The sequence below is a fragment of the Nocardia sp. 149-1B genome (genome assembly GCF_057747975.1).
Genome location: NZ_CM173233.1, coordinates 2,138,209 through 2,164,348 on the forward strand (window position 1 = coordinate 2,138,209; position 26,140 = coordinate 2,164,348).

Consider the following 26,140-nt stretch of genomic DNA (forward strand, 5'->3'; position numbering starts at 1 on the left):
TGGGACCATGGTCGTCATGGGTGGTTGTGCATGACGGACCGTGACCGGGAGGCCCTCCTCCGCCTGATCCGGGACTCGGTGATCGGCGACGACCACCTCATGGACACGCCGTACGGACGGCGCCGGGTCACGTACGCCGACTACACCGCGTCCGGGCGGGCACTGAGCTTCATCGAGGACTTCATCCGCGACGAGGTGCTGCCCGGCTACGCCAACACCCACACCGAGTCCAGCGGCACCGGCCTGCAGACCACGCGGCTGCGCGAGGACGCCCGGGCGATCATCCGGGAGGCGGTCGGGGGCGACGACGACACCGTCGTGCTCTTTGCCGGATCGGGGTGCACCGGCGCGATCGCGAAGCTGATCGGCGTGCTGGGTCTGCGAATCCCCTCGGCGTTGGAGGACGCCCACGCGCTGTCCGACCACATCCCGTCCGAACAGCGGCCGGTGGTGTTCATCGGACCCTACGAGCACCACTCCAACGAGCTCCCGTGGCGCGAGTCGATCGCGGACGTCGTCACCATCCGCCAGGACGACGACGGGGGAGTCGACCAGGCGGACCTGCGCGAGCAGCTGGAGAAGTACGCCGACCGCACGCTGCGGATCGGGTCGTTCTCGGCGGCGTCCAACGTGACCGGCATCGTGTCCGACAGCGCCGCGATCGCCGAGCTGCTCCACGAGCACGGTGCCCTCAGCCTGTGGGACTTCGCCGCGGCCGCGCCGTACGTCGACGTCGAGATGGGCGCGCGCCCGGGCCGGCCGTTGTCGTACAAGGACGCGGTGTTCATCTCGCCGCACAAGTTCATCGGCGGACCGTCGACCCCCGGGGTGCTGGTGGCGCGCCGCGGGCTGTTCGCCAACCGGGTCCCCGACGTGCCCGGCGGCGGCACGGTCGCCTATGTCAACGACGACGACCACCGCTACCTCGACGACCCGACCCATCGCGAGGAGGGCGGCACCCCGGCGATCATCGAGTCGATCCGGGCCGGGATGGTCTTCCAGCTCAAGGAGGCCGTCGGCACGGACACGATCCGCGAGCAGGAGGAGCGCCACCTGCGCAAGGCGGTGGCCGCCTGGAGCGACGAGCCGGCGATCGAGCTGCTCGGCAACCTCGACGCCGACCGGCTCTCGATCGTGTCGTTCGTGGTCCGGTCGCCCTCGGGGCGCTACCTCCACCACAACTACGTGGTCGCGCTCCTCAACGACCTGTTCGGCATCCAGTCGCGCGGCGGTTGCTCGTGCGCCGGGCCGTACGGACACCGGCTGCTCGGGATCGACCTCGAGCGTTCGCACGAGTTCGAGCGCGAGATCGCCGGTGGCTGTGAGGGCATCAAGCCCGGCTGGGTGCGGGTCAACTTCAACTACTTCGTGTCCGACACGGTCGTCGACTACATCGTCGAGGCCGTGCGCCTGGTCGCCCGCGACGGGTGGCGGCTGCTCGAGGACTATCGCTTCGACCCCGCGACCGGGCACTGGCGGCACCGGGCCGGCCTGGTCAGCCCGCCGCTCAGCCTGCGAGACATCTCCTACGAAGGTGGCCGGGTCTCGATGCCGAGCCACCGGGCGACCGGGGGAGAGGACCTGCTCGCCGAGCACCTGCGTGAGGCCGTGGCGATCCTGGCATCGGGCATCGCACCCGACCTGGACGCCCACCCGGCCGACGTCAGCGAGGACTTCGAGCACCTGCGGTGGTTTGAGCTCCCCGTCCCGTGCTTGCACGGGACGGCTCAGGAGGGAAGGTCGAGTAGCGGCGCGACCGAGGAACGAGGTCGTGACCCGCGTATCGAGACCGAGTCGCTGCCCGGGCCATCACGCGAGGGCAGCGACCGATAGCGAGCCTCGTCCGCTGGCCCTCAGCCTCGCCGGACCCAGGCGGACGCCGGGTGGCTGTCGGGGGCGATGTCGGTGTCGGAGCCGCGCTCGGTCAGCACCGCGAACCGCAGGGCGGTGTAGTTGCCGTCGTGCAGGCAGCGGCTGGGCAGGATCAGGCGCACCGTGGGCTCGTCGGGGCTCCACCGGACTCGGAACCCGCGGCAGTGCACGAGCTGAGCCTCGTCGGGGACCCCTCGATCGGTGAACGCGCCGGCCACGATGTAGTTGCGGGTGTGGGCGACCGGGCGGTACTCGCTGACGAGTCGCAGGCCGCGGCCGTGCCGCCCGTCCACGCTGACGATGACGTCGCCACGCACGGACCGCACGAACTCGACGTCGACGACGAGCCGGGCCTCGTCGTTGTGGAGTGTCGCCGAGACGATGTCGAGCCCGGGTCGTGCGGCGTCACCGGACGGGTCCGACAGCGATCCGTCCGCGGCCGAGGCTGGGGAGGCGACGAGCGCGGTGAGGAGCAGGGCGGCGAGGGCGAGGGCGCCCGAGAGGTGTCGCTTCACCTGCCGAGACTCGCACGTGCGCCGCGTCGTCGCCAGCGGCTCGCCGCGGTGCCCGCAGACACGTCGGGTCGGCGCGTCTTGCTCACGCGGGGACGTCGAGTCGGCGCGTCTTGCTCACGCGGGGACGTCGAGTCGGCGCGTCTTGCTCACGCAGGGACGTCGAGTCGGCGCGTCTTGCTCACGCAGGGACGTCGAATCGGGCGTCTTGCTCACGCAGAGACGTCGAGTCGGCGTGACTTGCCCCGTCCGCAAACAGAGGCTGTGGACGAAGTCGGCAACTGGCGCCGACTCGACCCTCCTGGGTGGGCAACTGGCGCCGACTCGACGTCCCTCGGCCCCGGACGGCGACGAGCCCCGGACCTCCGGTCCGGGGCTCGCGCCATGTGGTGCTGTTGAGCTCGGCTCAGCCCTGCAGGGCGAGGGCGAACTCGACCTTGCCCGACGTGTCGACCGCGGCGTCGAGGATCTTGTCCTCGAGGAGCTGGGCCGCGGACTCGTCGAGGTAGACGGTCGCGCCGCCCTGCTCGACGACCTGGTCGCCGGGCTCGCCCTGCTCGGCGGCGGAGATGGCGAAGGCCGGCTCGGGGGAGTCGTCGGTGGTGATGCGTAGACCCGCACTCTCGGCGAGGCCGGGCTGGTGGGTGATCTCGTTGACGATGGCGCTGGCGTTCTCGGTGAGGGTGAGCATGCTCGTCCTTCCGGATTGCTTGGCTGGTCCCTTCCACCGTGTCCGATGCGTCCGCTCGACACAACCCGGCGCGGGATCCCGGGCGTGTCGCGGTCTGGCACCCTAAGGCCATGACCACCGCCGACGCGACCGATCCCCAGCGCGCGAGCCTGCGCCACATCGACCTCCACAAGATCGGCGTCGGCCGGTTCCTGGCCACCAACGGACGGGGCGGCGTGCTGCCCGTGGGCTCGGGCGACGACCCCGATTTCACCCCGGTTGAGCTGCTGCTGGCTGCCCTCGCCGGGTGCAGCGCCATCGACGTGGACCTGATCACCGGCAAGCGGGCCGAGGCGACCACGTTCGAGGTGTCCGCCGAGGGCGACAAGATCCGCGACGAGCAGGGCAACCGCCTCGTCGACCTGCGGATCACGTTCGATGTGCGCTTCCCCGACGGCGAGGACGGCGACCGTGCGCGCGAGGCACTGCCGCGCTCCATCGAGCAGTCGCGCGACCGGCTCTGCACGGTGGGGCGCACGGTCCAGCTCGGCGGCCCGATCGAGTACGGCACGCGCTGATGCTCCGCCACCGCCCCGGCCGGTGGGACGAGGTCCCGCGCCAGGACGGCCGCCGCTTCGTGATCACCGGCGCCAGCGGGGGACTCGGCCTCGAGGCGGCCCGGGTGCTCGCCGGCCGGGGGGCCGAGGTCGTGATGGCCGTGCGGAACACGGCGAAGGGCGAGGCCGCCGCAGCCCAGGTCGCCGGGAGCGTCGTGGTGCGCCGCCTCGACGTCGCCGACCTGTCCAGCGTGCGGGAGTTCGCGGACGCCGTCGGCCCCGTGGACGTGCTGATCAACAACGCCGGTGTCTTGGCGGTGCCCCAGGCGCTCACCGCCGACGGGTTCGAGACACACCTGGCCACCAACCACCTGGGCCACTTCGCCCTGACGAACCTGCTGCTGCCCCAGCTGCGCGACCGGGTCGTGGTCGTGACCTCGGACGCGCACCGGGCCGCCGACCTCGACCTCGACGACCTCAACTGGGAGCGCCGGCCGTACCGGCCGTTCGCGGCGTACGCCTCCTCCAAGCTGGCCAACCTGTTGTTCCTCGCCGAGCTCCAGCGGCGGTTGACGGCAGCGGGGTCGACGCTGCGGGCGACCGCCGCGCACCCAGGGTCGACGGCGACCGGGATCACCGCGAACACCGGCAGCAGGGCCAAGACCTGGGTCGGCTCGTGGGGTCACAAGCTCGTCGGCATGCCGCCCTGGAAGGGCGCGCTGACCACGCTGTACGCCGCCACCATGGACCTGCCCGGCAACAGCTTCATCGGCCCCGGCGGACCGCTGGAGATGGTCGGCTGGCCGACCGGTGTCGGCCGCAGCCAGGCGGCGTGCGACCCCGAGCTGGCGCGCGGCCTGTGGGAGCGCTCGGAGGAGCTGACCGGGGTGCGGTTCCCGCTCTAGTCCTCGATCGTGACCGAAGAGATGTCGACCGGGGTGTTCGGTGCTCCGCCGTAGGCACCGAGGGAGCCGTCGTTGCCGTCCGCGGCCATCTTCTGGACCGCCTTCAGTCCCGCCTCGTCGATGCTGCCGAAGACCGTGTAGTCGGGCTTGAGATCGGAGTCGGCGTACACGATGAAGAACTGCGAGCCATTGGTGTCCGGTCCGCCATTGGCCATCGCCAGTGTGCCGGCCGGATAGGTCTCGTCGCCCGAGAGCTCGTCGGCGAATGAGTAGCCGGGGCCGCCGCTGCCCGTGCCGGTGGGGTCGCCGCACTGCAGGACGAACAGCCCTCCGTCCGTGGTGAGCCGGTGGCACGACGTGTCGTCGAAGTAGCCCTGCTTGGCGAGCGAGACGAACGAGTTGACGGTGCAGGGGGTGCCCGCGGCGTCGAGGTCGAGGCCGAGTTCGCCGATGCTGGTCGCCATGGTCACGTGGACGGCGCCGGAGGCCGGCGCCTTCTCGGCGGGCGGGTCGACCTGCTTGGCGGGGGCCTGGCCGTCGGTGGGGTAGGCGCACGACGTCGTCGGCGCGGAGTCCGAGGCGGTGGTGTCGCCGTTGTCGTCGGACCCGCAGCCGCTCAGCACGAGCAGTGCGAGGGCGGTAGCGGCAGCAGCGGGGCGCAGGAGCATGGCGGGAATCGTAGGGGAGCGGCTCAGGCGTTGCGGCCGCGGGCGGCCACCGGCCACGGCTCGAGATCGCCACCGGTGTCGGCCCACAGGGTGTCGGCCAGGTTGACGGCGACGCACACGTGGTTGGGCACCACGTCCACGCGCGCGCCGAGCGGCGGGAGCGGAGCGCCTGCCAGGTCGACGACGGCGTGGTGCTCGGAGAGCTGGATCACGCGGGCGTCGGGATGGTCCAGAAGCCGACCCCAGCCGGTGGCGTACGACGCCCGGTCGGCGCCCAGTGCCTTGCTGCCGGCATCGAGGACCAGTCTCCCGCCGGCGTGGCTCACGACCGTGGCCCGGCACGTGAGGGCGATGTCGTCCGGGGTGGTGGTGCCGAGCTCCCACTGCTGGGCGTCCCCGAACACGTAGACCCCGGGCCGCACCTCGGTCAGGGCGCTGGTGTCGGTGTGGCCGAGGCTCGGCGTCGAGCCGCCGCTGAGGACATCGGGCTCGAGGCCCGCGGCCCGGAGCGACTCGGTCGCCGCGGCCAGGGCGCGGGCCTCGTCGGCCGCGGCTGTGGCTAGCGCGTCGGGGGAGTAGCTGTGCCCGGGGAACGTGAAGATCCCGCGCACCGGCATGCCCGCCTCCACGGCGGCAGCGGCGAGCGCGCCCGCGTCCTCCGGCGGCACACCGGTGCGGTGCTGCCCGGAGTCGACCTCCACCAGGGCCACGACGTCGGAGCCCTCCAGCAGCCGGGCGGCGCGGACAGCCGACTCGATCGAGTCGACGCCGATGGCCACGTCGGCCCGGTCCGCGAGCGCGCGGAGGCGGCGTACGGCGTCATCGGTGAGCCAGAGCGGGTAGGCGATGAACACGTCCTCGGCGCCGTGCGCGACGAAGACCTCCGCCTCACCGATCGTGGCCACCGTGAGTCCGATCGCGCCGGCCTCGAGCTGCATCCGGGCGACCTGTGGGCACTTGTGGGTCTTGGCGTGCGGACGCAGGGCCACACCGGCGTGGGAGGCCCAGCGCGCGGTGCGCTCGATGTTGGCGCTCAGCCGCGGGACGTCGACGCGGAGGTACGGCGTCGCCGGCTCGGCACCACTCACGCCGCGCTCACATCTCCTCGTGGGTATCGGGGTCGCCACCGAACAGCCGGCCGTCGGGACGCCCGAGCGCGGTGATCGCGGCGACCTCGTCGTCGGCGAGCTCGAAGCCGAACACGTCGAGGTTCTGCCGCTGCCGCTCGGGCGTGGCCGACTTGGGGATCGGCACACTGCCGAGCTGGACCTGCCAGCGCAGGATCACCTGGCCGGGGGTCACGCCGTGCCGCTCAGCGGCCTGCGCCACAGCGGGCTCGGTGAACGGTGCCTGGCGCTTGCCCAGCGGGCTCCACGACTCGGTGCGGATGCCGAGCCGCTCGTTGACCTCGCGCATCCGCACCTGAGGGAAGTAGGGGTGCAGCTCGATCTGGTTGACCACCGGAGTCACACCGGTGGCCTCGATGATCCGCTCGAGCTGTGCGGCGGTGAAGTTGGAGACGCCGATCGAGCGGACCAGCCCCTGCTCGCGCAGGTCGACCAGGGCGCGCCAGGCGTCGACGTACTGGCCCCGGCTGGGGTTGGGCCAGTGGATCAGGTGGAGGTCGAGATGCGCCAGCCCGAGGCGCTCCAGGGAGCCGTGCACACTGGCGATGGCGTCGTCGTATCCGTGGTCGCGGCCGGGGAGCTTGCTCGTGACCAAGAGATCCTCACGGGCGACGCCCGACTGTCGGATCGCCTCGCCGACCTCGTGCTCGTTCTCGTAGTTCACGGCCGTGTCGATCAGCCGGTAGCCGGCCTCGATCGCGCTCCGGACCGCGGTCACGCCGTCCGCGCCCTTCAGTGGGTAGGTGCCGAAGCCGATCGCCGGGAGGGTCGTGCCGTCATTGAGCGTGTGCGTGGGGATGGGCATGCGTCGACACTAGCCACGCATGCCGTCGGCGAGGCACCACTGCCCGGCGGTGTACGTCGCCATCACCACGCCCTCGAGCGCGGAGGACGCCGAGCCCTCCTCGCCGACCACGAACGTGCGGAGTCCGAGCACGACGTCGGAGACGAGGAACAGTACGGCGCCCCGGAGCACCCGGTCGCGGCCGCGCTCGGGGTCGATGGCCGCAGCCGAGGCGACCATCGACGCCAGGGCCAGGCCGTACGCCGCGACGGGACCGGCGACGGCGCGGTCCTCACGAGCCGCCGCGAGACCCATGCCGGCGGCCAGGACCCCACCGACCGCGAGGAAGCGCCGGCGCCCCGGCGTCGCGAGCACCGGGCTCGACGAACGCGACCGGAAGGCCGCGACGTAGGAGACGTGGGCGCCGAAGAAGCTCCCCACACCGGCCAGGAACGCGCTCCGGCCCTCGCCCAGGAGCGCCAGGTCCCCGCCCCACGAGAACGCTTGCGCCCCCAAGAGTCGGCGCTCGCTCCGGGCGCTGGCCGCGAGCGTAGGCATCAGCAGCGGCTTGGTGATCCGGCGGGCTCGTTGCCACCGGTGCGGGCCCGCGGCGAGCACGGCGTCGGTGAGGGCGAGCGCGCCGAACGCGGCGCCGGCCGCCCGTTGCCAGCGAGGGTGTTCCTGGGACATCGCCTGCTCCGCTCGTCGAGGTCGGACCCCGCGAGTGAGGTCAGGCGATTCCTACCAGGTCCGGGCCCTCGGCGTCAGAGGTCGTCCGGCGTGGCCTCGTGCCCGGGCGCGCCGCGCGTACGCCGGTCCTCCTTCATCTCGGCCTCGTAGAGGTGCCGCCTCCCGCCCACGAGCTCCTCGCGGGCCGCCTGCTCCAGCTCCTTGAACGTCGCGTAGTAGCCGTCGTCATAGGCCTCGACGATCTGGAAGGTCCAGTGCCCGGGGATCACGTTGCGACCGACCAGCTCGCGGTCGATGCGATCGGCGAGGTCGGTGTGGCCGGCCTCGCGCAGCTGAGCGACGGCATCGCCGAGCGTCAGGTCGGTGGTGCCGGAGAGCCGGTGGAAGGTGTAGAGGTGCCCGCGAGCGACCTCGGCCGCCTCCAGCGCCTCGGACAGCTTGCCCAGGGCCTCGACGGTCGCGTCGTCCACCCCCTCGGGCCGCCGGTGGTCGGCGTCGGGACCGCTCATGCCGAGAGGACGTCCGCGGCGGAGACAGCGCCGTGCTCGGCCTGGATCGCCTCGGCCAGCTTGGTCAGCTCGGCCTCGGAGACGTCGACCCCTGCCTCGGCGAACCCGTCGCGGAGCTCCTTCTCGACGGTCCCCTCGGGGGCGCCGTCCTGCCAGGAGCTGACGCGGTCGACGACCGCCTGGATGGCTTCGAGCTTCTCACTGCTGTGCTGTTCGGTCATGGCTGCGGCGTACCCAGGACGGCGCGACCGCACGCCTGTCGGGCAGGCTGGTGGGGTGGCTCTCCGCGACGTGCTGTCCTCCGTGTGGACCGACATCGCGGGTCGCCAGCCGCCTCCCGAGCAGGGGATGGCGGTGCTCGCGGGCGCCGGCGCACTCCTGCTCGTGGTGGTGCCGACGGGCTGGTACGTGGGACGTCACCTGATCACGATCGCCCACGAGGGCGCCCACGGGGTCGCCGCGCTGCTCAGCGGCCGTCAGCTGTCCGGCATCCGCGTGCACTCCGACACCTCCGGCCTGACCGTGTCGCGGGGGCGGCCCACCGGGCTCGGGATGGTCGTGACCACCCTCGCCGGCTACCTGGGCCCGGCTGCGCTCGGACTCGGCGCGGCGTACCTCCTGCGCGAGCGGCACGCGCTGGCCGTCCTGTGGCTGGCCGTCCTCCTGCTGGCCGGGCTGTTGCTCCAGATCCGCAACTTCTACGGGCTGTACGCCGTGGGCGTCGCCGGACTCGCAGCGTTCGCGGTGACCTGGTGGGGGAGCGGGACGGTGCAGACAGCGGTGGCGTACGTCGGCACCTGGTTCCTGCTGCTCGGGTCACCGCGCCCGGTGCTCGAGCTGCAGGCGCATCGGCGTGGTGGCCGTGCCCGCACGTCGGACGCCGACGTGCTGGCCCGGCTGACCGGGGTGCCGGGGCTGGTGTGGGTCGGGGTGTTCCTGGCGGCGACGCTCGGCGCGCTCGTGCTCGGCGGCGGGTGGCTCCTGGGAGCGTCGGCCTAGGCTCGGCTCGTGCGCATCGGCATCCACTACGCGAACTTCTCCGGCCCCGACTGGGGCTCCCAGCTCGTCGACCGGCTGGCCGAGACCGCCCGGGTCGCGGACCAGGGCGGGGTCGACCTGTTCACGGTGATGGACCACTACTTCCAGATGGAGAATCTCGGCGGTCCGGGTGAGCCGATGCTCGAGGGCTACACGACGCTCGGGTACCTCGCGGGGATCACCGAGAACGTCCGGCTCAGCCTGCTGGTGACCGGCACGACGTACCGACACCCGGGCCTGCTCGCCAAGATCGTCACGACCCTCGACGTGCTCTCGCGCGGCCGGGCGGTCCTCGGCCTCGGTGCCGCGTGGTACGACCGCGAGCACGCCGGTCTGGGCGTGCCGTTCCCGTCGATGTCCGAGCGCTTCGAGCGGCTCGAGGAGACCCTGCTCATCTGCCGGCAGATGTGGAGCGAGGACGACGGGCCCTTCGACGGCCGGCACTACCAGCTGGCCGAGACCGTCTGCGTGCCGCCGCCCGTCCAGCGGCCGCACCCGCCGATCCTGATCGGCGGGGGAGGGGAGCGCAAGACGCTCAGGCTGGTGGCGCAGTACGCCGACGCGTGCAACCTGTTCCCGGAGGGCCCCGAGGCGGTCCGGCACAAGCTCGACGTGCTGCGACGGCACTGCGACGACGTCGGCCGCGACTACGCCGAGATCGAGAAGACGATGATCGGCGGTGCGCCGGGCGGGCCGGACCCGGTGAGCGACGCCGACGCGTTCCTCACCGACATGGGGCGGTACGCCGAGCTCGGGATCAGCCTGGTCATGATGGTCCCGCCGGCCGACGACCCGGTCGGGTGGACGTCCGCCGTGTGCGAGTCGGTCCTACCGCGGCTCGCCGAGATCTGATCGACCCACTCAGGTCCGTCCTGACCTGACCGATCGTCCGTAGGATCGCTGGGTCGAGGAGGCGGATGTGCGGATCCTGGTCGGGCTGCTGGTCGCAGTCGTGCTGCCCTGGGCCGGCGCGAGCCCCGCAGCGACGTCGGCGCCCGACGACGGGGTGACCCGCACCAACCGCGTGACCGCCACGCAGATCATCGGGCACTCCGTGCGAGGGCGCGCGATCATGGCCTACCGGAAGGGCCCTGCGGACGGTTCCCGCACGGTGGTGGTGCTCGGGCAGATGCACGGCGACGAGCCCGCGGGGGTCACCACGGCACGCTGGACCCGTGACCACGTCCCGGTCCGCGACGACACCACCGTGTGGATCGTCCCGACGATGAACCCCGACGGTCTGGCCCGCGGCACCCGCACCAACGCTCATGGCGTCGACCTCAACCGCAACTGGCCGATGAACTGGCGCCGCACCGCGCACGGCATCACCTACTCGGGTCCGCGCGCGGCCTCCGAGCCGGAGACCCGGGCGATGCTGCGGTTCCTGCGCCAGGTGCAACCGGACTTCCTGACCTCGCTGCACCAGCCCTACGGCGAGGTGGGGTTCTGCGCCGACAAGCCGCGGCCGTTCCAGCGCCGCCTGTCGCGCTACCTCCACCTCCCGCTGCGCGGCATCGGCATCGGCGGGCCCACGCCACCCGACGACCCGAACCCGCCGGGCGACCTGCAGCCAGGCGGCTCCGACAACGCCCCGACGCTCACCGGCTGGTACAACGCGCACTACCCGGGGACCGCGATCACCGTGGAGTTCCGCGAGCACCCGGCGCGCGGGTTCGTGCGCTCGGCCGGCCCGGCCCTGCTGCGGGCAGCCCTGGCCTACTGACCCGCGCTGCCGGGTCCGGGCACGTCGGCGAACGTCGCGGGCCGGTGCAGCCAGGTCATGTGGTCGCGCGGCCAGATCACCGCGAAGACCCGGCCGACCACGAGTCCGACGTCGACGTACGCCTCGTCCGGATCGCAGGCGGCGTCACCGGGAGCACACAGGTGGTAGCTGGAGTCGCCCGAGTGGTAGCGGTTGTCACCCATCACGAACAGGCGTCCCTTCGGGACCGGGCCGGCCGTCCACTGGCACTTCTCCGGACCGCCGGGCCCCTCGGGGCCTCGACACTCCGCAGTGGCCGCGTCGTTGACGTAGGAGTCCTCGTCCAGCGGGTGTCCGTTGACCATCAGGCGCCCCTGCGCGTCACAGCACGAGATCGTGTCGCCGGCGACGCCGATCACGCGCTTCACGAGGTGACCGCCGGTCGGGTAGAGGCCGACCTTGGTCATCAGCTCGGCCACCGGGTTCGTGGGTCCGGCCTTGTCCTCGGGCGGCAGCCAGTCGCCGGGGTCCTTGAAGACGACGACGTCGCCGCGCTGCGGCTCGCCGCCGAACCAGTACGACGGCTTCTCGACCAGGATCCGGTCGTTCTTCACCAGCCCCGGGACCATCGAGGGGGAGGGGATGTAGAACGCCTGGAGGAACAGCGTCTTGATGACGACCGCGAGGATCACCGCGATCCCCAGCATGAGCAGGGACTCCTGCCACCAGTTCAGACGCCGCTTCCGAGTAGTCACAGGCTGGAGAGTACGCACGCGCCGCTGCCCGTCCGCGGGCGGTAGCGGGTCGGGCTGGGGTCGTCGGCCAAGATGGGGGCATGGAGTCGATCGTCGTGGCCGCGGTCGTGTTCGTCCGCGACGGCGCCGTACTCACCGTGCGCAAGCACGGTACGGCGATGTTCATGCTCCCGGGCGGCAAGCTCGAGCCGGGGGAGTCGCCCGCTCAGGCCGCGTGCCGTGAGGTGGCCGAGGAGGTCGGCCTCGTGGTCGCCGATCTCGAGCTGCTCGGCGAGTTCACCGCCGCGGCCGCCAACGAGCCGGGCCGGACGGTCCGCTCCACCGTCTATCGCGCGGCGCTGCCGGGGGAGCCTGGGCCGACCGGGGAGATCGCCGAGCTGCGATGGTCGCCACTCGACGCCACCGATGACGACCTGGCGCCGTTGCTGCGCGACCGCGTCCTGCCGGCGCTGCGAGGTGCCCGCGACGTCACGGAGGTGGTGACCGAGCGGCTGGTCCTCCAACCGGTGTCGCTGGCCGATCTGGACGACGTCGCCGCCCTGCATGCCGACGAGCGCGTCTGGGTCCACCGACCCGAGGGGCGGCATCCGAGCGTGGCGTACTCCCGCGGCAAGGTCGCGGCGATGGAGGAGCAGTGGCGGCGCGACGGCCTCGGGTACTGGTCAGCCCGGCTGCGGAGGTCGGCGTACGGTCTGGCGGCGGGGGAGTTCATCGGGGTCGGCGGCTGTGCGGTCGAGCCGCCCGAGGACTGGTGGAACCTCTACTACCGACTCCGTCCCGAAGCGCACGGGCACCGGCTGGCCGCGGAGATCGGCGCGGCGGCGCTGGCGGCCGCCCGTCGCGTCGAGGCGCGCCGACCCGTCGTCGCGAGTCTCCTCGAGCACAACCAGGCGTCCCGGGTGACGGCCGAGCGCGTCGGCCTCCGCCTCCAGTGGCGCGAGCCCGTTGCCGGGACGAGTGACGCGGAAGCCGTCCGGTTGGTCTTCGCCGACCGGGACGTGCCACCGAGGGCCTGATGCATACCGAGTATGCTCCTGATCGTGTTCCGTGAAGTCCCGGTGCTGCCGGTCGTGCTCCCAGCCACTGTCGCGCTCTTCGCGGCGCTCACCTGGCACCTGCACCGCACCGGCCGGCTCTCGGCCCCGCGGGTGGCGGTCGCCCTTGCGCTGTGCGTGTACGCCGCCGGCGTGGTGGCGAACACGGTGTTCCCGATCTTCCTGGACAAGCCGTCCGGCAACGCTCGGTGGAGCGACTACCTCGTGCTGTCGCCGCTGGCGGACTACGAGCTGGCCGACGCGGCCATGAACGTCCTGGTCTTCGTGCCTCTGGGGATCCTGATGGCGCTGCTCGCCATGCGGTGGTGGGGCGCTGTGGTGGCGTGCGCGGTCGTCAGCGCCGCGATCGAGGTGACGCAGCTCGTCACCGCGTCCGTCCTGGGTGGTGGCCACGTCGCCGACGTGCACGACCTGATCTTCAACGTCGTCGGCGGGGGAGTCGGTGCGGGGCTGCTCTGGGTGCTCGGCCGGGTGCCGGGCGCCGCCGTCCTCGTCGACCGGTTCCGCTGGCGGCCGAGCGCGCCGGGGGAGACCTCGCCGACGGCGACTCAGGCCAGCCAGGAGGCGTAGAACATCCCGAGGCCGCCGGCGACACAGACGCCCGCGACGATCCAGAAGCGGATCACCACGGTGATCTCGTCCCACCCGAGATGCTCGAAGTGGTGGTGGATGGGGGTGATCCGGAAGATGCGGCGCCCGGTGCCGGTGAGCCGTCGCGTCAGCTTGAAGTAGCTCATCTGGATCAGCACCGACATGGTCTCGAGCACGAACAGCCCGGCTATGACGGCCATGAGGAGCTCGGTGCGCGACAGGATCGCCAGCCCGGCGAGCGCGCCGCCCAGGGCCAGGGAGCCGACGTCGCCCATGATGATCCGGGCCGGCTTGGCGTTCCACCACAGGAACCCGAGGCAGGCCGCGGCGATCGCAGCCGAGAACACCGCCAGGTCGAGCGGGTCGCGCACCTGGTAGCACTGCGACTGCACGACCGTGGCCCGGGAGGAGCCGCAGAGCTGGTTGTTCTGCCAGACGTTCACGATCGTGTAGGCGCCGAACACCAGGGTCGCCGCGCCGGCCAGCAGCCCGTCGGCACCGTCGGTGAGGTTCGTGGCGTTGGAGGTCGCGGTGACGATGAACCAGATCAGGAGCAGCACGACGACCAGGGGGAGCTTGACGCCCCAGTCGTGCATGGCGGAGAGGTGCCGCGACGCCGGCCGGATGCCCCGCTCGTCGGCGAAGAAGCTGGTGGCGAGGATGCCGAAGGCGAGTGCGACCGCTGTCTGGCCGGCGATCTTGGCCCGGCCGCTGAGGCCGGCGTTGTTCTGGGTGTAGACCTTGATGAAGTCGTCGAGGAACCCGATCAGCCCGCAGCCGAGGAACAGCAGGAGCACGAGCAGCGCACTGGCGCTCGGCCACCCGCGGTTCAGGGCGGTCGCGACCAGGTACGCCGCCGTGGCGCTCAGCAGGATCGCGACCCCGCCCATGGTCGGCGTACCGCGCTTCACGTGGTGGGTCGTCGGTCCGTCGTCTCGGATGGGCTGGCCGAACCCGTGCCGGGTGAACCACCCGATGGCCAGCCGGGTGCCCAGGAGCGAGCAGATCACGGCCAGGCCGCCGCTCAGGAGGATTGCCCGCAACGAACCTCAGCCCCTCTCGGCCACCCGGATGGTCGATCCCTTCGAGCAGGAGGGACTCGTCACGGAGCAATTGTGGGGGAGCGGGGCCGGGCGGTACGGCCGACCCACCGGGACACTAGCGTTTCGCTCGTGCTGATCCGACCCGCCGACGTCGCCGACGCCGAGGCTCTGACGGATCTCCACCTGGACGTCTGGGACGAGGCGTACGGCCATCTCGTGGCGTTGGACATCTTGCGGGAGAGGCGCACCAGCCGTCCGGAGCGGATCGCGCGCTGGTCTCAGAACATCGCGCGTCCCGAGAGCCGGACACTTCTTGCCTGGAGTGACGACCAGAGCCGGCTGCTGGGCTTCGTCAGCACCGGTCCGGGGCGCGACGAGCCCCACGCGGACCTCCCGGACCGGGAGGTCTGGGCGCTGTACGTCCGCGCCGAGGCGTATGGCCACGGCGTCGGCTACGCGTTGTTGCACGAGGCGATCGGCGCGGCGGCGGCGTACCTCTGGGTGCTCGACGGCAACGAACGTGCGATCGAGTTCTATCAGCGGCAACGCTTCCGGTTCGACGGAGCCTCGAAGACCGAGCCCGTCGGAGTGGAGCGGCGGATGGTCCGCGAGCGTGTCACGGGGACGTGATGGGGCAGTGGGAGCGGCGTCAGCGGCGGTGATCGTGCGGGCAGCCTCTGGACGTTACCTGACATAATGTCAGTTATCGGCGATCTACCGACCTGGGGTCGTCAGGGTCGTCGGAGGTGATGGTCGCCGTTGAGCGGTGGACGCCCTGCGTCCGGGTCCAGGCGAGGCTCGAGACTCAGTGTCAGGTGCTGACCCACATGTCGCGCGGCGCGAGTTCTCCGACACCGGCGCGACGAACAACGCGTGACGAAGTGGGCGATTTTGCTTGCAGCAGACGAGAACACGTTCTACTTTGAGCCCGGGTGATCTGCGTCACGACTGAGGGAGTCGGACAACAAGGTCAGGATTCGGACGGCTCCGCCTCGAAAGGGTGCACGGCGGGGCCGTCAGCGCCGTTACGTTGACACACCGTCCGTGTGAGGTCGGTCTCAAGAGGGAGAGAACATGCGGACTACGAGGATCGCGGCCGGGCTGGTCGCCCTGCTGCTGCCCACGATGGCGGCCTGTGCCGACACCGGCTCCGATGGCGGCGGTGGCGCCGAGAGCGACACCATCGTGATCGGCACGCTCGGTGCGCCGAGCGCGATGATGGACGTCATGGAGGCCTCGGTCGAGGCCCTCAACGACGCCGGTGGGATCGACGGCAAGCAGGTCAAGCTGGTCAGCAAGGAGACCACGATGGAGGGCACCGACGGCCCCGCGGCCGTCAAGGAGCTCATCGACAAGGACGGCGTCGTCGCGATCGTCGGCCAGACCAGCAACACCGACGCCCAGTGGCAGCAGTACGCCGCCCAGAAGGGCATCCCGGTGATCGGCGGGCTGAACGTCAACACGCCGTACGTCACCAACCCGTTGTTCTTCCCGACCGGCGCCAACATCTACGCGATGGGCTACGGCATCGGCGAGGTCGGCTCGCGCTATGGCAAGAAGGTCGGGAACCTCTACTGTGCCGAGTCCCCGCAGTGCGCCTCCTCGAAGGAGTTCGCCCCGGTGCTCGACGGCCTGCTCGGCACCACGACGGACCCCCAGGTGGAGATCTCCTCCACGGCCAGCGACTTCACCGCGGCCTGCCAGGCGCTGATCGACGCCAAGGTCGACACCTACAAGGTCGCGGCCGACGGGCCGGTCGTCGCCAAGGTCGCCGCGGCCTGCGCCGATCAGGGCCTCAAGGCGCGATTGGTGACGGCCGATGCGACCGTGCGGTCGCTCTTCGCCGACATCCCCCAGCTCGACGGCACGGTGGCGGTCGGCTCCACGGTGCCGTTCGTCGACGACTCGACCCCGGGGACCAAGGCGTACCAGGAGCTGCTCGCGAAGTACCTCCCGGACATCGGCGGCGAGAACGGCCCGCTCCCGATGAACTCCTTCATCGCCGTGCAGCTGTTCAAGAAGGCGGTCGAGCTCGGCGGAACCGACGAGGTCACCTCGAAGTCGATCATCGACGGGCTCTACCAGATGAAGGGCGAGACCCTCGACGGCCTGACGGTTCCCCTCACCTTCACCGAGGGCCGGCCGACAATCGTCAACTGCTACTTCACCCTGGGCATCGAGGACGGCGAGTTCACGATGCCGGAGGGCCTGAAGTACACCTGCGCCCCCGACGACCTGATCGACGTGATCCTGAAGTCCGCCAACCTCGCGTGACGCCGAACCGCTGTCGCGGCGCTGGGAGCCGGCACGTCCCGGGTCCCAGCGCCGCGACGATGACAGAGAAGTTCTGAGTCAGGAGACCAGAGCATGGAACTGTTGCCCTACCTGCTCGCCGGGGTGGTCACCGGGTCGGTCTACGGGCTCACCGCTACCGGCCTGGTGCTGACCTACAAGACGTCCGGCGTCTTCAACTTCGCTCACGGGGCCACGGCCACGATCGCGGCGTTCCTCTTCTACACCCTGACTGTCAGCCACGACCTGAGCTGGCAGGTCGCGGCCGTCGTGTGCGTATTTGTGCTCGGTCCGGTCCTCGGTCTCGGCTACGAGGTGCTCGCGCGCTCGCTCACGGATGCGCCCCTGGTCAGCAGGGTGACCGCGACGGTCGGCGTGCTGATCGTGGTGCAGGCGGCCCTCGGCATCATCTACGGCACGAGCGGCGGCACACTGCGGCAGGTCGACCAGTTCCTCCCCACCGATTCCTTCGACGTCGGGGAGACGAAGGTCCGGGCGTTCCAGCTGATCATCATCGGCATCTCGCTGGCCGCCACCGTCGCGCTCTGGCTCTTCTTCCGGCTCTCCCGCACCGGCACCGCGATGCGCGCGGTGGTCGACAACGCCGACCTGCTCGACCTCGCCGGCACCAACCCGGTGACGGTACGCCGGCTCGCGTGGATGATCGGCTCGTCGTTCGCCTGCGCCGCCGGCGCGCTGCTCGCTCCCCTGCTCGCCCAGATCGACGGGATCACCCTGACCTTCATGGTCGTCACCGCCTTCGGGGCCGCCGCGATCGGAGCGTTCACCAACATCCCACTCACCTACCTGGGTGGCATGGTGATCGGTCTCGCCCAGGCGCTGTGCACGAAGTACATCTCCGACGGGTTCTGGTCCGGGCTCGCGCCCGCGCTGCCGTTCCTCGTGCTCTTCGTGGTGCTGCTGGTGATGCCGAGGCGTCGACTGGTCGAGCACCAGTCGACGGCTCGGCTCACCACCGGTCGGCGCGCCCCGTGGCCGGTCCAGGCCGTCCTCGGCGCGGCGACGCTCATCGTGCTCCTGCTCGCCCCGTCGCTGTTCCCCGATGCGATCGCCAGCTGGACGACAGGGCTCTGCTATCTGCTCGTGTTCCTCTCGCTGGGCCTGTTGGTGCGCACGTCCGGTCAGGTGTCGCTGGCGCATGTGAGCTTCATGGCGATCGGCGTCTGCGCGATGTCGAACCTCGTCAACGAGCACGGCGTGAGCTGGTGGGTGGCGCTGGTGCTGAGCGGCGTGATCGCGATCCCGGTCGGAGCGCTGCTGGCGATCCCCGCGATCCGCCTGTCGGGGCTCTACCTCGCGCTCGCGACGTTCGGCTTCGGCATCCTGCTGCAGTTCATGTTCTACTCCGAGGACTTCATGTTCGGCTCCTTCGGAGCCGGCCTGATGATCCCTCGGCCGAGCGGCTTCGAGTCCGATCGCAGCTACTACTACCTGGTCCTGGCGCTCGCTGTCGTCACCGCGGTGGGGATTCTCACGATCACGGCCACCCGGTTGGGCCGGCTGCTGCGCAGCATGACCGACAGTCCGACCGGGTTGTCCACGGCCGGCGCCTCGATCAACGTGACGCGTGTCCTCGTCTTCTGCCTCAGCGCCTTCATCGCGTCGGCGGCCGGAGCTCTGCACGGTGCCACCGTCACGTTCGTCAGCGGCGACAGCTACCAGCCGATCCTGTCGCTGATCCTCTTCGTCACCGTGGTCGTGAGCATCGGACGCGACCCGTGGTACGCCGTGCTCGCGGCGTTCGTGGTCTTCGTGTTCCCCAGCCTGCCGCTGGTCTTCACGCAGGGCCCCAACACGGAGGGCTACGTCACGCTCGTCATCGGCCTGCTGGCCCTGTTCATCGGGTGCCGGCCGGCGATGGTGGCTCTTCTCGCGCGGATCCCGCTGCCGACCTTCGAGACGGGGAAGCAGCGCGCCGTCCGCGCCCGCCCGCCGGCGGACGTCCTGGACCAGGCGTCCGTACGTCCCCCCGTGCAGGCCGGGTCGCTCGAGGTGAACGGCCTGCGGGTCCAGTTCGGCGGGCTGGTCGCTGTCGACGGCGTGACGATCTCGGCGCCGACCGGGCGCATCACCGGGCTGATCGGCCCGAACGGGGCCGGGAAGACCACCACCTTCAACGCCTGCTCCGGGCTGATCCGGCCCACCGGCGGCAGGGTCGTCCTCGACGGGAGCGATGCCGGACGGCTGGGTCCCGCCGCCCGGGCCCGGCGAGGGCTCGGGCGGACGTTCCAGCAGATGGAGCTGTTCGACTCGATGTCGGTGCGCGACAACGTCGCGATGGGCGCCGAGGCGAGCCGGGCGGGCACCAACCCGCTCACCCACCTCGCCGCGTCCCGCGCCGACCGGCACGAGATCGACGCCATCACTGCCGAGTCGATCGCGCTGTGCGGGCTCGACGACATCGCGGACCGTACGGTCGGAGCGCTCTCCACCGGCCAGCGGCGGCTCGTCGAGATCGCGCGATGCCTGGCCGGCCCCTTCCACCTGCTGCTGCTCGACGAGCCATCGTCCGGCCTGGACCGTGCCGAGACCGCGCGGTTCGCCGAGGTGCTGACCCGGGTCGTGCAGGAGCGCGGGGTCGGCATCCTCATCGTCGAGCACGACATGAGCCTGGTGACGAGCATCTGCGACTACGTCTACGTCCTCGACTTCGGTCGCCCGGTGTTCGAGGGCACCGCGGCCGAGGTGATGGCTGCACCGGTCGTGCAGGCGGCCTACCTCGGCGACGAGCCGGACGCCGAGCTCGACGCCCTGGCCACCGGCGTCACCGTGGTCGCCGAGGGCGAACCCGGACTGAGCCCGGCCTCGGCCGGCGCCGAGGAGGCGCACCGATGAGCACCACCGCTCCGATCCTGGAGTTCGACCGGGTCACGGCGGGCTACGACCGCACCACCGTGCTGCGCGACGTGAGCTTCGCGGTCTCCCCCGGCACCGTCACCGCGATGCTCGGCGCGAACGGTGCCGGAAAGACCACCGTGCTCCGCACCGCTGCCGGCCTGCTCCGGCCCACGAGTGGGACGATCCGGCTCGCCGGCGAGGTCGTCAACCGCCGTGCGCCACACCAGCGCGCCAAGGCCGGCTTCTGCCTGATCCCCGAGGGCCGGGGCATCTTCCGCAGCCTGACCGTGGGCGAGAACCTCCGGCTGCAGGTCCCCCCGTGGCGACGTGGCGCCGCCGTCGACGAGGCGCTCGAGGCCTTTCCCGTGCTCGGCGACCGCCTGGACCAGGTCGCCGGGACGATGTCGGGAGGTCAGCAGCAGATGCTGGCCCTCGCGCGCGCCTATCTCGCCAAGCCGGCGATCGTCTCGCTCGACGAGGTCTCCATGGGGCTCGCGCCCAAGGTCGTCGACGAGATCTTCGCGTCGCTCCGCGTCCTGGCCGAGGCGGGGATCGCACTGCTGATCGTCGAGCAGTACGTCCACCGCGCGCTCGACCTGGCCGACCAGGTCGTCCTGATGGACCACGGATCCCCGTCGTACGTGGGCAAGTCCACGGACCTGGACGAGCGAGAGCTCGTGCGCACCTACCTGGGGGTGCCCGCCGAAGCCCGCTGACTCCCACCACTGACTTCGTCGCCGTACCCGATACTCGCTCGATCCGATTCAATCATCACCTGGCACCACAACTCGCCGAGGAGGCGTCATGCGCAAGGTTGGTCCCTTCCTGTTCGTTGGGCTCGGTGCGTTCCTGCTCGCCGCGGCCGTCGTAGCCCTCACCTGGGTGCCCGGGGTCGTCGAGCGAACGCCACTGGACACCGCGGACACGACCGTCCTCTCGGGCACCGCGAGCACCCCGAACGACGAGTTCGTGCTCGAGGAGGGGCCGGTGAAGGCGTACAGCCAGAACGACGTCGACTCCGAGAAGTCCGACGGCGACGTCGCGGTGTTCGTGACCTCGCTGTGCCTGGTCCACGACACCGACGGGATCGACGGCTGCGTGGACGAGAACGACCCGCAGGGTCGCTTGATCAGCGCCGAGCAGGCGATGTTCGCGGTCGATCGGCACACCGGCATGACCGTCGACAACGACGGCTACCTGCCGGAGGGCGCCCCGCAGCTCGACGGCCTGCAGAACAAGTTCCCGTTCAACGCCGAGAAGACGACCTATCCGGTCTGGGACGACATCGTGGGGGCCGCGGTCGACGCGGAGTACCAGGGTGAGGACAAGATCGATGGCCTTGACGTCTACGTCTACGAGTACACCACCAATGTCGGGCCGGTGAACCTGGTCGCCGACATCGAGGGCACCTACTACGCGACCTACACGTACTACGTGGAGCCCAAGACCGGAAAGATCATCAACCAGGTGGTCCACCAGGAGCGGATCGCCTCTGGTGTCGAGACGATCCTCGAGCTGGACCTGCAGTTCACCGACGAGCAGATCCAGGCCAATGTCGACGACGTCAACGACTCGCTGTCGTTGCTGCGGACGCTGGAGGTCATCGTCCCCATCGTCGGCTTCGTCGCCGGCGTCCCCGTTCTGGCGGCCGGGCTGTTGCTGTTGGTCCGGGGCCGCCGCAGGACCGAGGAGCACGAAGTCGGCCACGCCACCAAGGAGCCCGCCGGCGTCTGAACACACTGCGCGTCGACCCACCTCGACAGCCGTCCCGTCCGGCGGGGCGGCGGTCGGCGGGTCCCACTGCTAGGTCTCCTGGACGTACGCCGCCAGGTGCTTCCCGGTGAGCGTCGCACGCGATGACGCCAGGTCCGCGGGCGTGCCCTCGAACACGACCCGGCCGCCGTCGTGACCGGCCCCGGGGCCGAGGTCGATGATCCAGTCGGCGTGCGCCATCACGGCCTGGTGGTGCTCGATCACGATCACCGAGCGCCCGGAGTCGACCAGCCGGTCCAGCAGACCGAGCAGCTGCTCGACGTCGGCGAGGTGCAGCCCCGTGGTCGGCTCGTCAAGCACGTAGACCTCGCCCTTGTCGCCCATCTGCGCGGCGAGCTTCAGGCGCTGCCGCTCCCCTCCCGACAGGGTGGTCAGCGGCTGGCCGAGGCTGACATAACCCAGGCCCACGTCCGCGAGCCGGGCGAGGATCTTGTGCGCGGCCGGTGTTGCCGCCTCGCCCTCTCCGAAGAACTCGAACGCCTCGGACACCGGCATCGCGAGCACCTCGCTGATGTCCTTGCCGCCGAAGGTGTACTCCAGGACCGCGGCCTGGAACCTCTTGCCCTCGCAGTCCTCGCACGGCGACTCCACCGTCGCCATCACGCCCAGCTCGGTGAAGATCACCCCGGCCCCGTTGCAGGTCGGGCACGCGCCCTCGGAGTTGGCGCTGAACAAGGCGGGCTTGACGCCGTTCGCCTTGGCGAACGCCTTGCGGATCGGGTCGAGCAGGCCTGTGTACGTCGCCGGGTTGCTCCGCCGGGAGCCCTTGATCGCGGCCTGGTCGATGAGCACGACTCCCTCGAGGCCTGCGACCGAGCCCTGCACGAGCGAGCTCTTGCCGGAGCCGGCGACGCCGGTGAGCACGCACAGGACCCCGAGGGGGATGTCGACGTCGACGTCTCGCAGGTTGTGGGTCGAGGCCCCCCGGATCTCCAGGGCGCCGGTCGCGGTGCGGACCGCCGCCTTGAGCGATGCTCGATCGCCGAGGTGCCGACCGGTGATCGTGGGGGCGCTGCACAGGCCGTCGTACGTCCCCTCGAAGACCACCTCTCCCCCGCCGCTGCCGGCGCCGGGACCGAGATCGACGACGTGGTCGGCGATCGCGATCGTCTCCGGCTTGTGCTCGACCACCAGGACCGTGTTGCCCTTGTCGCGCAGCTGGAGCAGCAGCTGGTTCATCCGCTCGATGTCGTGCGGGTGCAGCCCGATCGTCGGCTCGTCGAACACGTAGGTGACATCGGTCAGCGAGGACCCGAGATGGCGGATCATCTTGGTTCGCTGGGCCTCTCCCCCGGACAGCGTGCCCGCAGGCCGGTCGAGCGAGAGGTAGCCCAGGCCGATCTCGGCGAAGGAGTCGAGCAGGTGCTGCAACCCGGTCAGCAGGGGCGCGACCGTGGGCTCCTCGAGGTCGCGGACCCAGGCCGCGAGGTCGGTGATCTGCATCGCGCACAGGTCGGCGATGTTGAGCCCGGCGATCTTCGAGGAGCGGGCCTCCGGGCTGAGCCGGGTGCCGCCGCAGTCCGGGCAGGTCGTGAACGTGATCGCCCGCTCCACGAACGCGCGGACGTGTGGCTGCATCGCCTCGACGTCCTTGGACAGCATGGACTTCTGGATCTGCGGGATCAGGCCGAGGTAGGTGAGGTTGATCCCGTCGACCTTGATCTTGGTCGCCTCCTTGTACAGGAGGGTGTCGAGCTCCAACTTGCTGTACTTCGCGATCGGCTTGTCGGGGTCGAACCAGCCGCAGCCACGGAAGATCCGGCCGTACCAGCCCTCCATGCTGTAGCCCGGGATCGTGATCGCGCCCTCGTTGAGCGACCGGCTGTCGTCGTACAAGGCGGTCAGGTCGAAGTCGCTCACCGAGCCCATGCCCTCGCAGCGCGGGCACATCCCGCCGAGGTAGACCGCCTTGCGGACGACGTTGCGCTCGACGCGACCACCCTTCTCGGTGCTCATCACTCCGCTCGCGGTCCGGGTCGGGACGTTGAACGAGAACGCCGTGGGGCCGCCGATGTGTGGGTCGCCGAGACGGCTGAAGAGGATCCGCAGCATCGCGTAGGCGTCCGTGGCCGTGCCCACGGTCGAGCGTGGGTTGGCGCCCATCCGCTCCTGGTCGACGATGATCGCGGTCGTCAGCCCCTCGAGGACGTCGACGTCGGGGCGGGTCAGGTTCGGCATGAACCCCTGCAGGAACGCGCTGTAGGTCTCGTTGATCAGGCGTTGCGACTCCGCGGCGATCGTGTCGAAGACCAGCGAGCTCTTGCCCGACCCGGAGACCCCGGTGAACACCGTGAGGCGGCGCTTGGGGATCTCGACGTGCACGTCCTTGAGGTTGTTGACCCGGGCTCCATGGACGCGGATCAGCTCGTGGCTGTCCGCGGCGTACGGCGGGTACGCCGCCGCCTCGGTCTTCGCGGCCATCCGGTGGTGTCTCCTTCGTGGGTGTCGTCAGCTGGGAGGCAGCGCAGCGAACTGCCGCTTGGCGTCCTTGTACCAGCCCATGCCCTTGAGCGGGTGCTTCCAGCGGCCCTTCATCTCCTGGAGAGCCTGCTCGTGGGTGGCATCGCCACCCGTCACAGCCTCGCGGAGATGCTTGTCCTGGGCCTTGATCACCTCGTCGGCGCTCGAGCCCCGGAGCTCGAGGTCGCAGGGCCCGCCGAGCTGGCGGCAGGTCATCGTCTTCATGGTTGGGTCCTCCTGCCGGGGTCAGAGCTCGCGGATGCGGACGAGGTTGCCGGCCGGGTCGCGGACGGCGCAGTCGCGGATGCCGTACGGCTGGAGGGTCGGCTCCTGGACGACCTCGGCGTCGGTGGCCTGCACCTGGTCGAAGGTGGCGTCGAGGTCGTGGGTGGCGAGCAGGATCCAGCCGAAGGTGCCCTTGGCCATCATCTCGGAGATCATCCGGCGCTCGTCCTCGGTGATCCCGGGATCGGCCGCGGGCGGCCCGAGCAGGATGCACGTCTCGGGTTGCCCGACGGGGCCGACGGTGATCCAGCGCATGGTGCCGGTGCCGACGTCGCTGCGCACCTCGAAGCCGAGGGCGTCTCGGTAGAACGCCAGCGACTCCTCCGGGTCGACGTGCGGGAGGGCGGTGGTGTGGATGCTGAGGTCCATGGCGGTTGTCATGGCGGTCAGGCTAGGTGCGGCTGCGGGGCCGGCGCTTCTCGATTCCTGACCGGTCGGGTGACCTGCTTGACCACGCACGACGGCATCCCCTCGGACGAGCCGGCCGTCGCCCTCCGGTACGCGCTCGGCGGCATCCCGACCAGCTCGGTGAAGCGCGTGCTGAACGTGCCGAGCGAGGAACAGCCCACCGCGAAGCAGACCTCGGTGACGCTCAGGTCACCGCGGCGCAGCAGCGCCATCGCCCGCTCGATGCGCCGGGTCATCAGGTAGCCGTACGGCGACTCGCCGTACGCGAGCTTGAACTGGCGGCTGAGGTGTCCGGCCGACATGTTCGCGCCGCGCGCCAGCGCCTCGACGTCCAGCGGTTCGGCGTAGTCGCGGTCGATCCGGTCGCGGACCCGCCGCAGCCGCGCGAGGTCAGCCAAGTCGGGTGTCCTGACCGGCGGAGGCGTCACCTGGGGATCGTGCCACATCCGGGCGTACTGGTCCCGGCGGTTCTCTTTGGTCCCGCGAGGACCGGCCGATGGTCACAGGTATCCGGTGGCGCACCGAGGCCCTCCTCGAGAGTGGGCCGGGCGCCACCGGAAGCAGGGAAGGGAGCCGTCATGTGGGACACCGTCGAGACCAGCACCGAGCACCTGTCGCGCGAGCGGCCCTGCCCGTTGTGCGGGCACGAGCTGCACGTCTACCTGGCGTGCGACGGCTGTGAGTGCCAGCCGCGCGAGGTCCGGGCGGCCTGCGCCTGACCCCTCCAGCGCCTGACGCCTCCACCGCCGCACCCCTCGGGCGCAGGAGCTCGGCGCCGGCGATCAGGCACCGTCGCCTTGCCGGCGCTCCAGCACGTCGAGGTCGCGCTCGGCGAACAGCCGGTGGTGCCACTCCTCGTTGAGGATGGCGCGCAGGCAGCGCTGGACGGCGTAGGACTCCGGCGGCGGGTAGCCGGGCGCGTCGACCGGGTCGGTCTGCCCGGCCAGCTGCTCGTCGGTCAAGCTCGCGAGGACGTCGCGGACCGTGGCCATCCGCCCGGCTCGCACCGCCAGGATCTCATCGAGGGTCGGGTGGGCGTCCGGGTCGTTGGGCACCCCGGGCACGTCGCCCATCTCGGTGTGGGGCAGGCCGAGCGGATGGTAGGGCTCCGGGTCTCCCAGCAGCGCGCGGCCGACCCAGGCGTCGGTCGCCATCACCAGGTGCCGCAGCGTCTCGATGAACGACCACTCCCCGTCGACGCGCTCGTCGAGCAGCTCGGGGGGCAGCCGGCGGGCCCGCTCGACCGTGATCGCCCAGAGCGGCTCGAGCGCGGCCCAGCCCGACCGGAAGCCGTCGGCGTCGGTGGGTCGCATCTTGGCCCGCTGGGGATGGCGCCGGTCGAGCTCGGCCTCGACCAGCGGGGCGATGTCGACACCGTTGACCCGCAGGCCCTCGATGTCGCCGTCGATCTCGGCGTCGAGCATCAGCGCCCCGCGGATCACCGCGCCACTCAGGTCGACGTTGTGGAACCGCGACCGCTGGAGGTCGACGTTCTCGAACCGCGACCCGCTGAGATCTTCCTCGATGTGTTCGACCATGCGCTGACCGTAGAGGGCGGCACCGACGGCGGGCATCCCGATGGCGG

29 protein-coding genes are annotated in these 26,140 nt (G+C 70.9%); 14 read left to right on the plus strand and 15 right to left on the minus strand.

Annotated features, from left to right (window positions below; translation table 11 throughout):
• Window positions 1–30 precede the first annotated feature (30 nt).
• Window positions 31–1,833: an aminotransferase class V-fold PLP-dependent enzyme gene (locus AC3ANS_RS10245; RefSeq protein ID WP_488296059.1), complete on the plus strand. Its 1,803-nt coding sequence runs from the start codon at window positions 31–33 to the stop codon at window positions 1,831–1,833.
• Window positions 1,834–1,853: 20 nt separating this feature from the next.
• Here AC3ANS_RS10245 and AC3ANS_RS10250 read toward each other — a convergent pair whose 3' ends face one another.
• Window positions 1,854–2,387 (minus strand): hypothetical protein, encoded by a 534-nt coding sequence (locus tag AC3ANS_RS10250; RefSeq protein WP_488296060.1) that lies wholly within the window; start codon window positions 2,385–2,387, stop codon window positions 1,854–1,856.
• A gap of 403 nt (window positions 2,388–2,790) precedes the next feature.
• Window positions 2,791–3,075: a hypothetical protein gene (locus tag AC3ANS_RS10255; RefSeq protein ID WP_488296061.1), complete on the minus strand. Its 285-nt coding sequence runs from the start codon at window positions 3,073–3,075 to the stop codon at window positions 2,791–2,793.
• A 110-nt stretch (window positions 3,076–3,185) separates the two neighbouring features.
• Here AC3ANS_RS10255 and AC3ANS_RS10260 point away from each other — a divergent pair, with 110 nt between their 5' ends.
• Both AC3ANS_RS10260 and AC3ANS_RS10265 read left to right on the plus strand, forming a co-directional pair.
• Window positions 3,186–3,632: an OsmC family protein gene (locus tag AC3ANS_RS10260; RefSeq protein WP_488296062.1), complete on the plus strand. Its 447-nt coding sequence runs from the start codon at window positions 3,186–3,188 to the stop codon at window positions 3,630–3,632.
• Window positions 3,632–4,516 (plus strand): oxidoreductase, encoded by an 885-nt coding sequence (locus tag AC3ANS_RS10265; RefSeq protein WP_488296063.1) that lies wholly within the window; start codon window positions 3,632–3,634, stop codon window positions 4,514–4,516. Before AC3ANS_RS10260 ends, AC3ANS_RS10265 begins: the two co-directional genes overlap by 1 nt.
• On the opposite strand, the gene AC3ANS_RS10270 is transcribed toward AC3ANS_RS10265, so the two are convergent.
• The 6 genes from AC3ANS_RS10270 to AC3ANS_RS10295 all read right to left on the minus strand — a co-directional run bounded on the left by AC3ANS_RS10270 (window position 4,513) and on the right by AC3ANS_RS10295 (window position 8,515).
• Window positions 4,513–5,184: a peptidylprolyl isomerase gene (locus AC3ANS_RS10270; RefSeq protein ID WP_488296064.1), complete on the minus strand. Its 672-nt coding sequence runs from the start codon at window positions 5,182–5,184 to the stop codon at window positions 4,513–4,515. The genes AC3ANS_RS10265 and AC3ANS_RS10270 overlap by 4 nt on opposite strands.
• Before the next feature lie 23 nt (window positions 5,185–5,207).
• A complete protein-coding gene (locus tag AC3ANS_RS10275; RefSeq protein WP_488296065.1) occupies window positions 5,208–6,272 on the minus strand; it encodes an alanine racemase in 1,065 nt (354 codons plus the stop codon).
• Between the two features lie 7 nt (window positions 6,273–6,279).
• On the minus strand, window positions 6,280–7,116 hold the full coding sequence (locus tag AC3ANS_RS10280) for an aldo/keto reductase (protein WP_488296066.1): 837 nt from the start codon (window positions 7,114–7,116) through the stop codon (window positions 6,280–6,282).
• Window positions 7,117–7,125: 9 nt separating this feature from the next.
• On the minus strand, window positions 7,126–7,785 hold the full coding sequence (locus AC3ANS_RS10285) for a lysoplasmalogenase (protein WP_488296067.1): 660 nt from the start codon (window positions 7,783–7,785) through the stop codon (window positions 7,126–7,128).
• A gap of 74 nt (window positions 7,786–7,859) precedes the next feature.
• A complete protein-coding gene (locus AC3ANS_RS10290; RefSeq protein WP_488296068.1) occupies window positions 7,860–8,294 on the minus strand; it encodes a hypothetical protein in 435 nt (144 codons plus the stop codon).
• Window positions 8,291–8,515 carry a hypothetical protein gene (locus AC3ANS_RS10295; protein WP_488296069.1) on the minus strand — a complete coding sequence of 75 codons (225 nt, stop codon included), beginning with the start codon at window positions 8,513–8,515 and terminating at the stop codon, window positions 8,291–8,293. Before AC3ANS_RS10295 ends, AC3ANS_RS10290 begins: the two co-directional genes overlap by 4 nt.
• A gap of 55 nt (window positions 8,516–8,570) precedes the next feature.
• On the opposite strand from AC3ANS_RS10295, the gene AC3ANS_RS10300 reads away from it, so the two are divergent.
• The 3 genes from AC3ANS_RS10300 to AC3ANS_RS10310 all read left to right on the plus strand — a co-directional run bounded on the left by AC3ANS_RS10300 (window position 8,571) and on the right by AC3ANS_RS10310 (window position 11,055).
• Window positions 8,571–9,293 (plus strand): M50 family metallopeptidase, encoded by a 723-nt coding sequence (locus tag AC3ANS_RS10300; RefSeq protein ID WP_488296070.1) that lies wholly within the window; start codon window positions 8,571–8,573, stop codon window positions 9,291–9,293.
• Window positions 9,294–9,302: 9 nt separating this feature from the next.
• A complete protein-coding gene (locus tag AC3ANS_RS10305) occupies window positions 9,303–10,184 on the plus strand; it encodes an LLM class F420-dependent oxidoreductase (RefSeq protein WP_488296071.1) in 882 nt (293 codons plus the stop codon).
• Window positions 10,185–10,251: 67 nt separating this feature from the next.
• Entirely contained in the window at window positions 10,252–11,055 is an 804-nt protein-coding gene (locus tag AC3ANS_RS10310; RefSeq protein ID WP_488296072.1) for a DUF2817 domain-containing protein, read from the plus strand.
• Here AC3ANS_RS10310 and lepB read toward each other — a convergent pair.
• Window positions 11,049–11,789, minus strand: a complete 741-nt coding sequence (lepB, locus tag AC3ANS_RS10315; protein ID WP_488296073.1) for a signal peptidase I — start codon at window positions 11,787–11,789, stop codon at window positions 11,049–11,051. The two genes, AC3ANS_RS10310 and lepB, sit on opposite strands and share 7 nt — an antisense overlap.
• Window positions 11,790–11,869: 80 nt before the next feature.
• On the opposite strand from lepB, the gene AC3ANS_RS10320 reads away from it, so the two are divergent.
• Window positions 11,870–12,805 carry a GNAT family N-acetyltransferase gene (locus tag AC3ANS_RS10320; RefSeq protein WP_488296074.1) on the plus strand — a complete coding sequence of 312 codons (936 nt, stop codon included), beginning with the start codon at window positions 11,870–11,872 and terminating at the stop codon, window positions 12,803–12,805.
• A 24-nt stretch (window positions 12,806–12,829) separates the two neighbouring features.
• The gene (locus AC3ANS_RS10325) at window positions 12,830–13,414 is read left to right on the plus strand and encodes a VanZ family protein (protein WP_488296075.1); all 585 of its coding nucleotides are present in this window, start codon (window positions 12,830–12,832) and stop codon (window positions 13,412–13,414) included.
• Here the strand turns inward: AC3ANS_RS10325 and mraY are convergent.
• Window positions 13,393–14,478 carry a phospho-N-acetylmuramoyl-pentapeptide-transferase gene (mraY, locus tag AC3ANS_RS10330; RefSeq protein WP_488296076.1) on the minus strand — a complete coding sequence of 362 codons (1,086 nt, stop codon included), beginning with the start codon at window positions 14,476–14,478 and terminating at the stop codon, window positions 13,393–13,395. The genes AC3ANS_RS10325 and mraY overlap by 22 nt on opposite strands.
• Before the next feature lie 129 nt (window positions 14,479–14,607).
• Between mraY and AC3ANS_RS10335 the strand changes: the two genes are divergently transcribed.
• The 5 genes from AC3ANS_RS10335 (at window position 14,608) to pgfA (ending at window position 21,363) form a co-directional block, all read left to right on the plus strand.
• Complete coding sequence (locus AC3ANS_RS10335; protein ID WP_488296077.1) at window positions 14,608–15,108, plus strand: GNAT family N-acetyltransferase; 501 nt, start codon at window positions 14,608–14,610, stop codon at window positions 15,106–15,108.
• 444 nt (window positions 15,109–15,552) lie between these two features.
• Window positions 15,553–16,752, plus strand: a complete 1,200-nt coding sequence (locus AC3ANS_RS10340) for an ABC transporter substrate-binding protein (RefSeq protein WP_488296078.1) — start codon at window positions 15,553–15,555, stop codon at window positions 16,750–16,752.
• A gap of 93 nt (window positions 16,753–16,845) precedes the next feature.
• Window positions 16,846–19,626 (plus strand): ABC transporter permease subunit, encoded by a 2,781-nt coding sequence (locus AC3ANS_RS10345; protein WP_488296079.1) that lies wholly within the window; start codon window positions 16,846–16,848, stop codon window positions 19,624–19,626.
• Window positions 19,623–20,345: an ABC transporter ATP-binding protein gene (locus AC3ANS_RS10350; protein WP_488296080.1), complete on the plus strand. Its 723-nt coding sequence runs from the start codon at window positions 19,623–19,625 to the stop codon at window positions 20,343–20,345. The genes AC3ANS_RS10345 and AC3ANS_RS10350 overlap by 4 nt, the downstream gene beginning before the upstream one ends.
• An 88-nt stretch (window positions 20,346–20,433) precedes the next feature.
• A complete protein-coding gene (gene pgfA, locus AC3ANS_RS10355; RefSeq protein ID WP_488296081.1) occupies window positions 20,434–21,363 on the plus strand; it encodes a cell envelope lipid trafficking protein PgfA in 930 nt (309 codons plus the stop codon).
• A gap of 69 nt (window positions 21,364–21,432) precedes the next feature.
• Here the strand turns inward: pgfA and AC3ANS_RS10360 are convergent, their stop codons facing one another.
• The 4 genes from AC3ANS_RS10360 to AC3ANS_RS10375 are packed head-to-tail and all read right to left on the minus strand — an operon-like array spanning window position 21,433 to window position 25,001.
• On the minus strand, window positions 21,433–23,823 hold the full coding sequence (locus tag AC3ANS_RS10360; RefSeq protein ID WP_488296082.1) for an ATP-binding cassette domain-containing protein: 2,391 nt from the start codon (window positions 23,821–23,823) through the stop codon (window positions 21,433–21,435).
• A 27-nt stretch (window positions 23,824–23,850) separates the two neighbouring features.
• A complete protein-coding gene (locus AC3ANS_RS10365) occupies window positions 23,851–24,087 on the minus strand; it encodes a DUF1059 domain-containing protein (protein WP_488296083.1) in 237 nt (78 codons plus the stop codon).
• 21 nt (window positions 24,088–24,108) lie between these two features.
• Complete coding sequence (locus AC3ANS_RS10370; protein ID WP_488296469.1) at window positions 24,109–24,516, minus strand: VOC family protein; 408 nt, start codon at window positions 24,514–24,516, stop codon at window positions 24,109–24,111.
• Window positions 24,517–24,533: 17 nt separating this feature from the next.
• Window positions 24,534–25,001, minus strand: coding sequence for a helix-turn-helix transcriptional regulator (locus AC3ANS_RS10375; RefSeq protein WP_488296084.1), 468 nt, complete (start codon window positions 24,999–25,001; stop codon window positions 24,534–24,536).
• A gap of 132 nt (window positions 25,002–25,133) precedes the next feature.
• Between AC3ANS_RS10375 and AC3ANS_RS10380 the strand changes: the two genes are divergently transcribed.
• Window positions 25,134–25,274 (plus strand): hypothetical protein, encoded by a 141-nt coding sequence (locus AC3ANS_RS10380; RefSeq protein ID WP_488296085.1) that lies wholly within the window; start codon window positions 25,134–25,136, stop codon window positions 25,272–25,274.
• Between the two features lie 63 nt (window positions 25,275–25,337).
• On the opposite strand, the gene AC3ANS_RS10385 is transcribed toward AC3ANS_RS10380, so the two are convergent.
• Complete coding sequence (locus AC3ANS_RS10385; RefSeq protein WP_488296086.1) at window positions 25,338–26,093, minus strand: DinB family protein; 756 nt, start codon at window positions 26,091–26,093, stop codon at window positions 25,338–25,340.
• Window positions 26,094–26,140 lie beyond the last annotated feature (47 nt).

What these genes read in the sequence shown, in the direction of transcription:
- AC3ANS_RS10245 (WP_488296059.1), top strand. Translation starts at nt 31, where the DNA reads ATGACGGACCGTGACCGGGAGGCCCTCCTCCGCCTGATCCGGGACTCG.
- AC3ANS_RS10255 (WP_488296061.1), bottom strand. Translation starts at nt 3,075, where the DNA reads ATGCTCACCCTCACCGAGAACGCCAGCGCCATCGTCAACGAGATCACC.
- AC3ANS_RS10260 (WP_488296062.1), top strand. Translation starts at nt 3,186, where the DNA reads ATGACCACCGCCGACGCGACCGATCCCCAGCGCGCGAGCCTGCGCCAC.
- AC3ANS_RS10265 (WP_488296063.1), top strand. Translation starts at nt 3,632, where the DNA reads ATGCTCCGCCACCGCCCCGGCCGGTGGGACGAGGTCCCGCGCCAGGAC.
- AC3ANS_RS10270 (WP_488296064.1), bottom strand. Translation starts at nt 5,184, where the DNA reads ATGCTCCTGCGCCCCGCTGCTGCCGCTACCGCCCTCGCACTGCTCGTG.
- AC3ANS_RS10280 (WP_488296066.1), bottom strand. Translation starts at nt 7,116, where the DNA reads ATGCCCATCCCCACGCACACGCTCAATGACGGCACGACCCTCCCGGCG.
- AC3ANS_RS10285 (WP_488296067.1), bottom strand. Translation starts at nt 7,785, where the DNA reads ATGTCCCAGGAACACCCTCGCTGGCAACGGGCGGCCGGCGCCGCGTTC.
- AC3ANS_RS10290 (WP_488296068.1), bottom strand. Translation starts at nt 8,294, where the DNA reads ATGAGCGGTCCCGACGCCGACCACCGGCGGCCCGAGGGGGTGGACGAC.
- AC3ANS_RS10295 (WP_488296069.1), bottom strand. Translation starts at nt 8,515, where the DNA reads ATGACCGAACAGCACAGCAGTGAGAAGCTCGAAGCCATCCAGGCGGTC.
- AC3ANS_RS10320 (WP_488296074.1), top strand. Translation starts at nt 11,870, where the DNA reads ATGGAGTCGATCGTCGTGGCCGCGGTCGTGTTCGTCCGCGACGGCGCC.
- AC3ANS_RS10340 (WP_488296078.1), top strand. Translation starts at nt 15,553, where the DNA reads ATGCGGACTACGAGGATCGCGGCCGGGCTGGTCGCCCTGCTGCTGCCC.
- AC3ANS_RS10345 (WP_488296079.1), top strand. Translation starts at nt 16,846, where the DNA reads ATGGAACTGTTGCCCTACCTGCTCGCCGGGGTGGTCACCGGGTCGGTC.
- AC3ANS_RS10350 (WP_488296080.1), top strand. Translation starts at nt 19,623, where the DNA reads ATGAGCACCACCGCTCCGATCCTGGAGTTCGACCGGGTCACGGCGGGC.
- pgfA (WP_488296081.1), top strand. Translation starts at nt 20,434, where the DNA reads ATGCGCAAGGTTGGTCCCTTCCTGTTCGTTGGGCTCGGTGCGTTCCTG.
- AC3ANS_RS10360 (WP_488296082.1), bottom strand. Translation starts at nt 23,823, where the DNA reads ATGGCCGCGAAGACCGAGGCGGCGGCGTACCCGCCGTACGCCGCGGAC.
- AC3ANS_RS10365 (WP_488296083.1), bottom strand. Translation starts at nt 24,087, where the DNA reads ATGAAGACGATGACCTGCCGCCAGCTCGGCGGGCCCTGCGACCTCGAG.
- AC3ANS_RS10370 (WP_488296469.1), bottom strand. Translation starts at nt 24,516, where the DNA reads ATGGACCTCAGCATCCACACCACCGCCCTCCCGCACGTCGACCCGGAG.
- AC3ANS_RS10375 (WP_488296084.1), bottom strand. Translation starts at nt 25,001, where the DNA reads ATGTGGCACGATCCCCAGGTGACGCCTCCGCCGGTCAGGACACCCGAC.
- AC3ANS_RS10380 (WP_488296085.1), top strand. Translation starts at nt 25,134, where the DNA reads ATGTGGGACACCGTCGAGACCAGCACCGAGCACCTGTCGCGCGAGCGG.
- AC3ANS_RS10385 (WP_488296086.1), bottom strand. Translation starts at nt 26,093, where the DNA reads ATGGTCGAACACATCGAGGAAGATCTCAGCGGGTCGCGGTTCGAGAAC.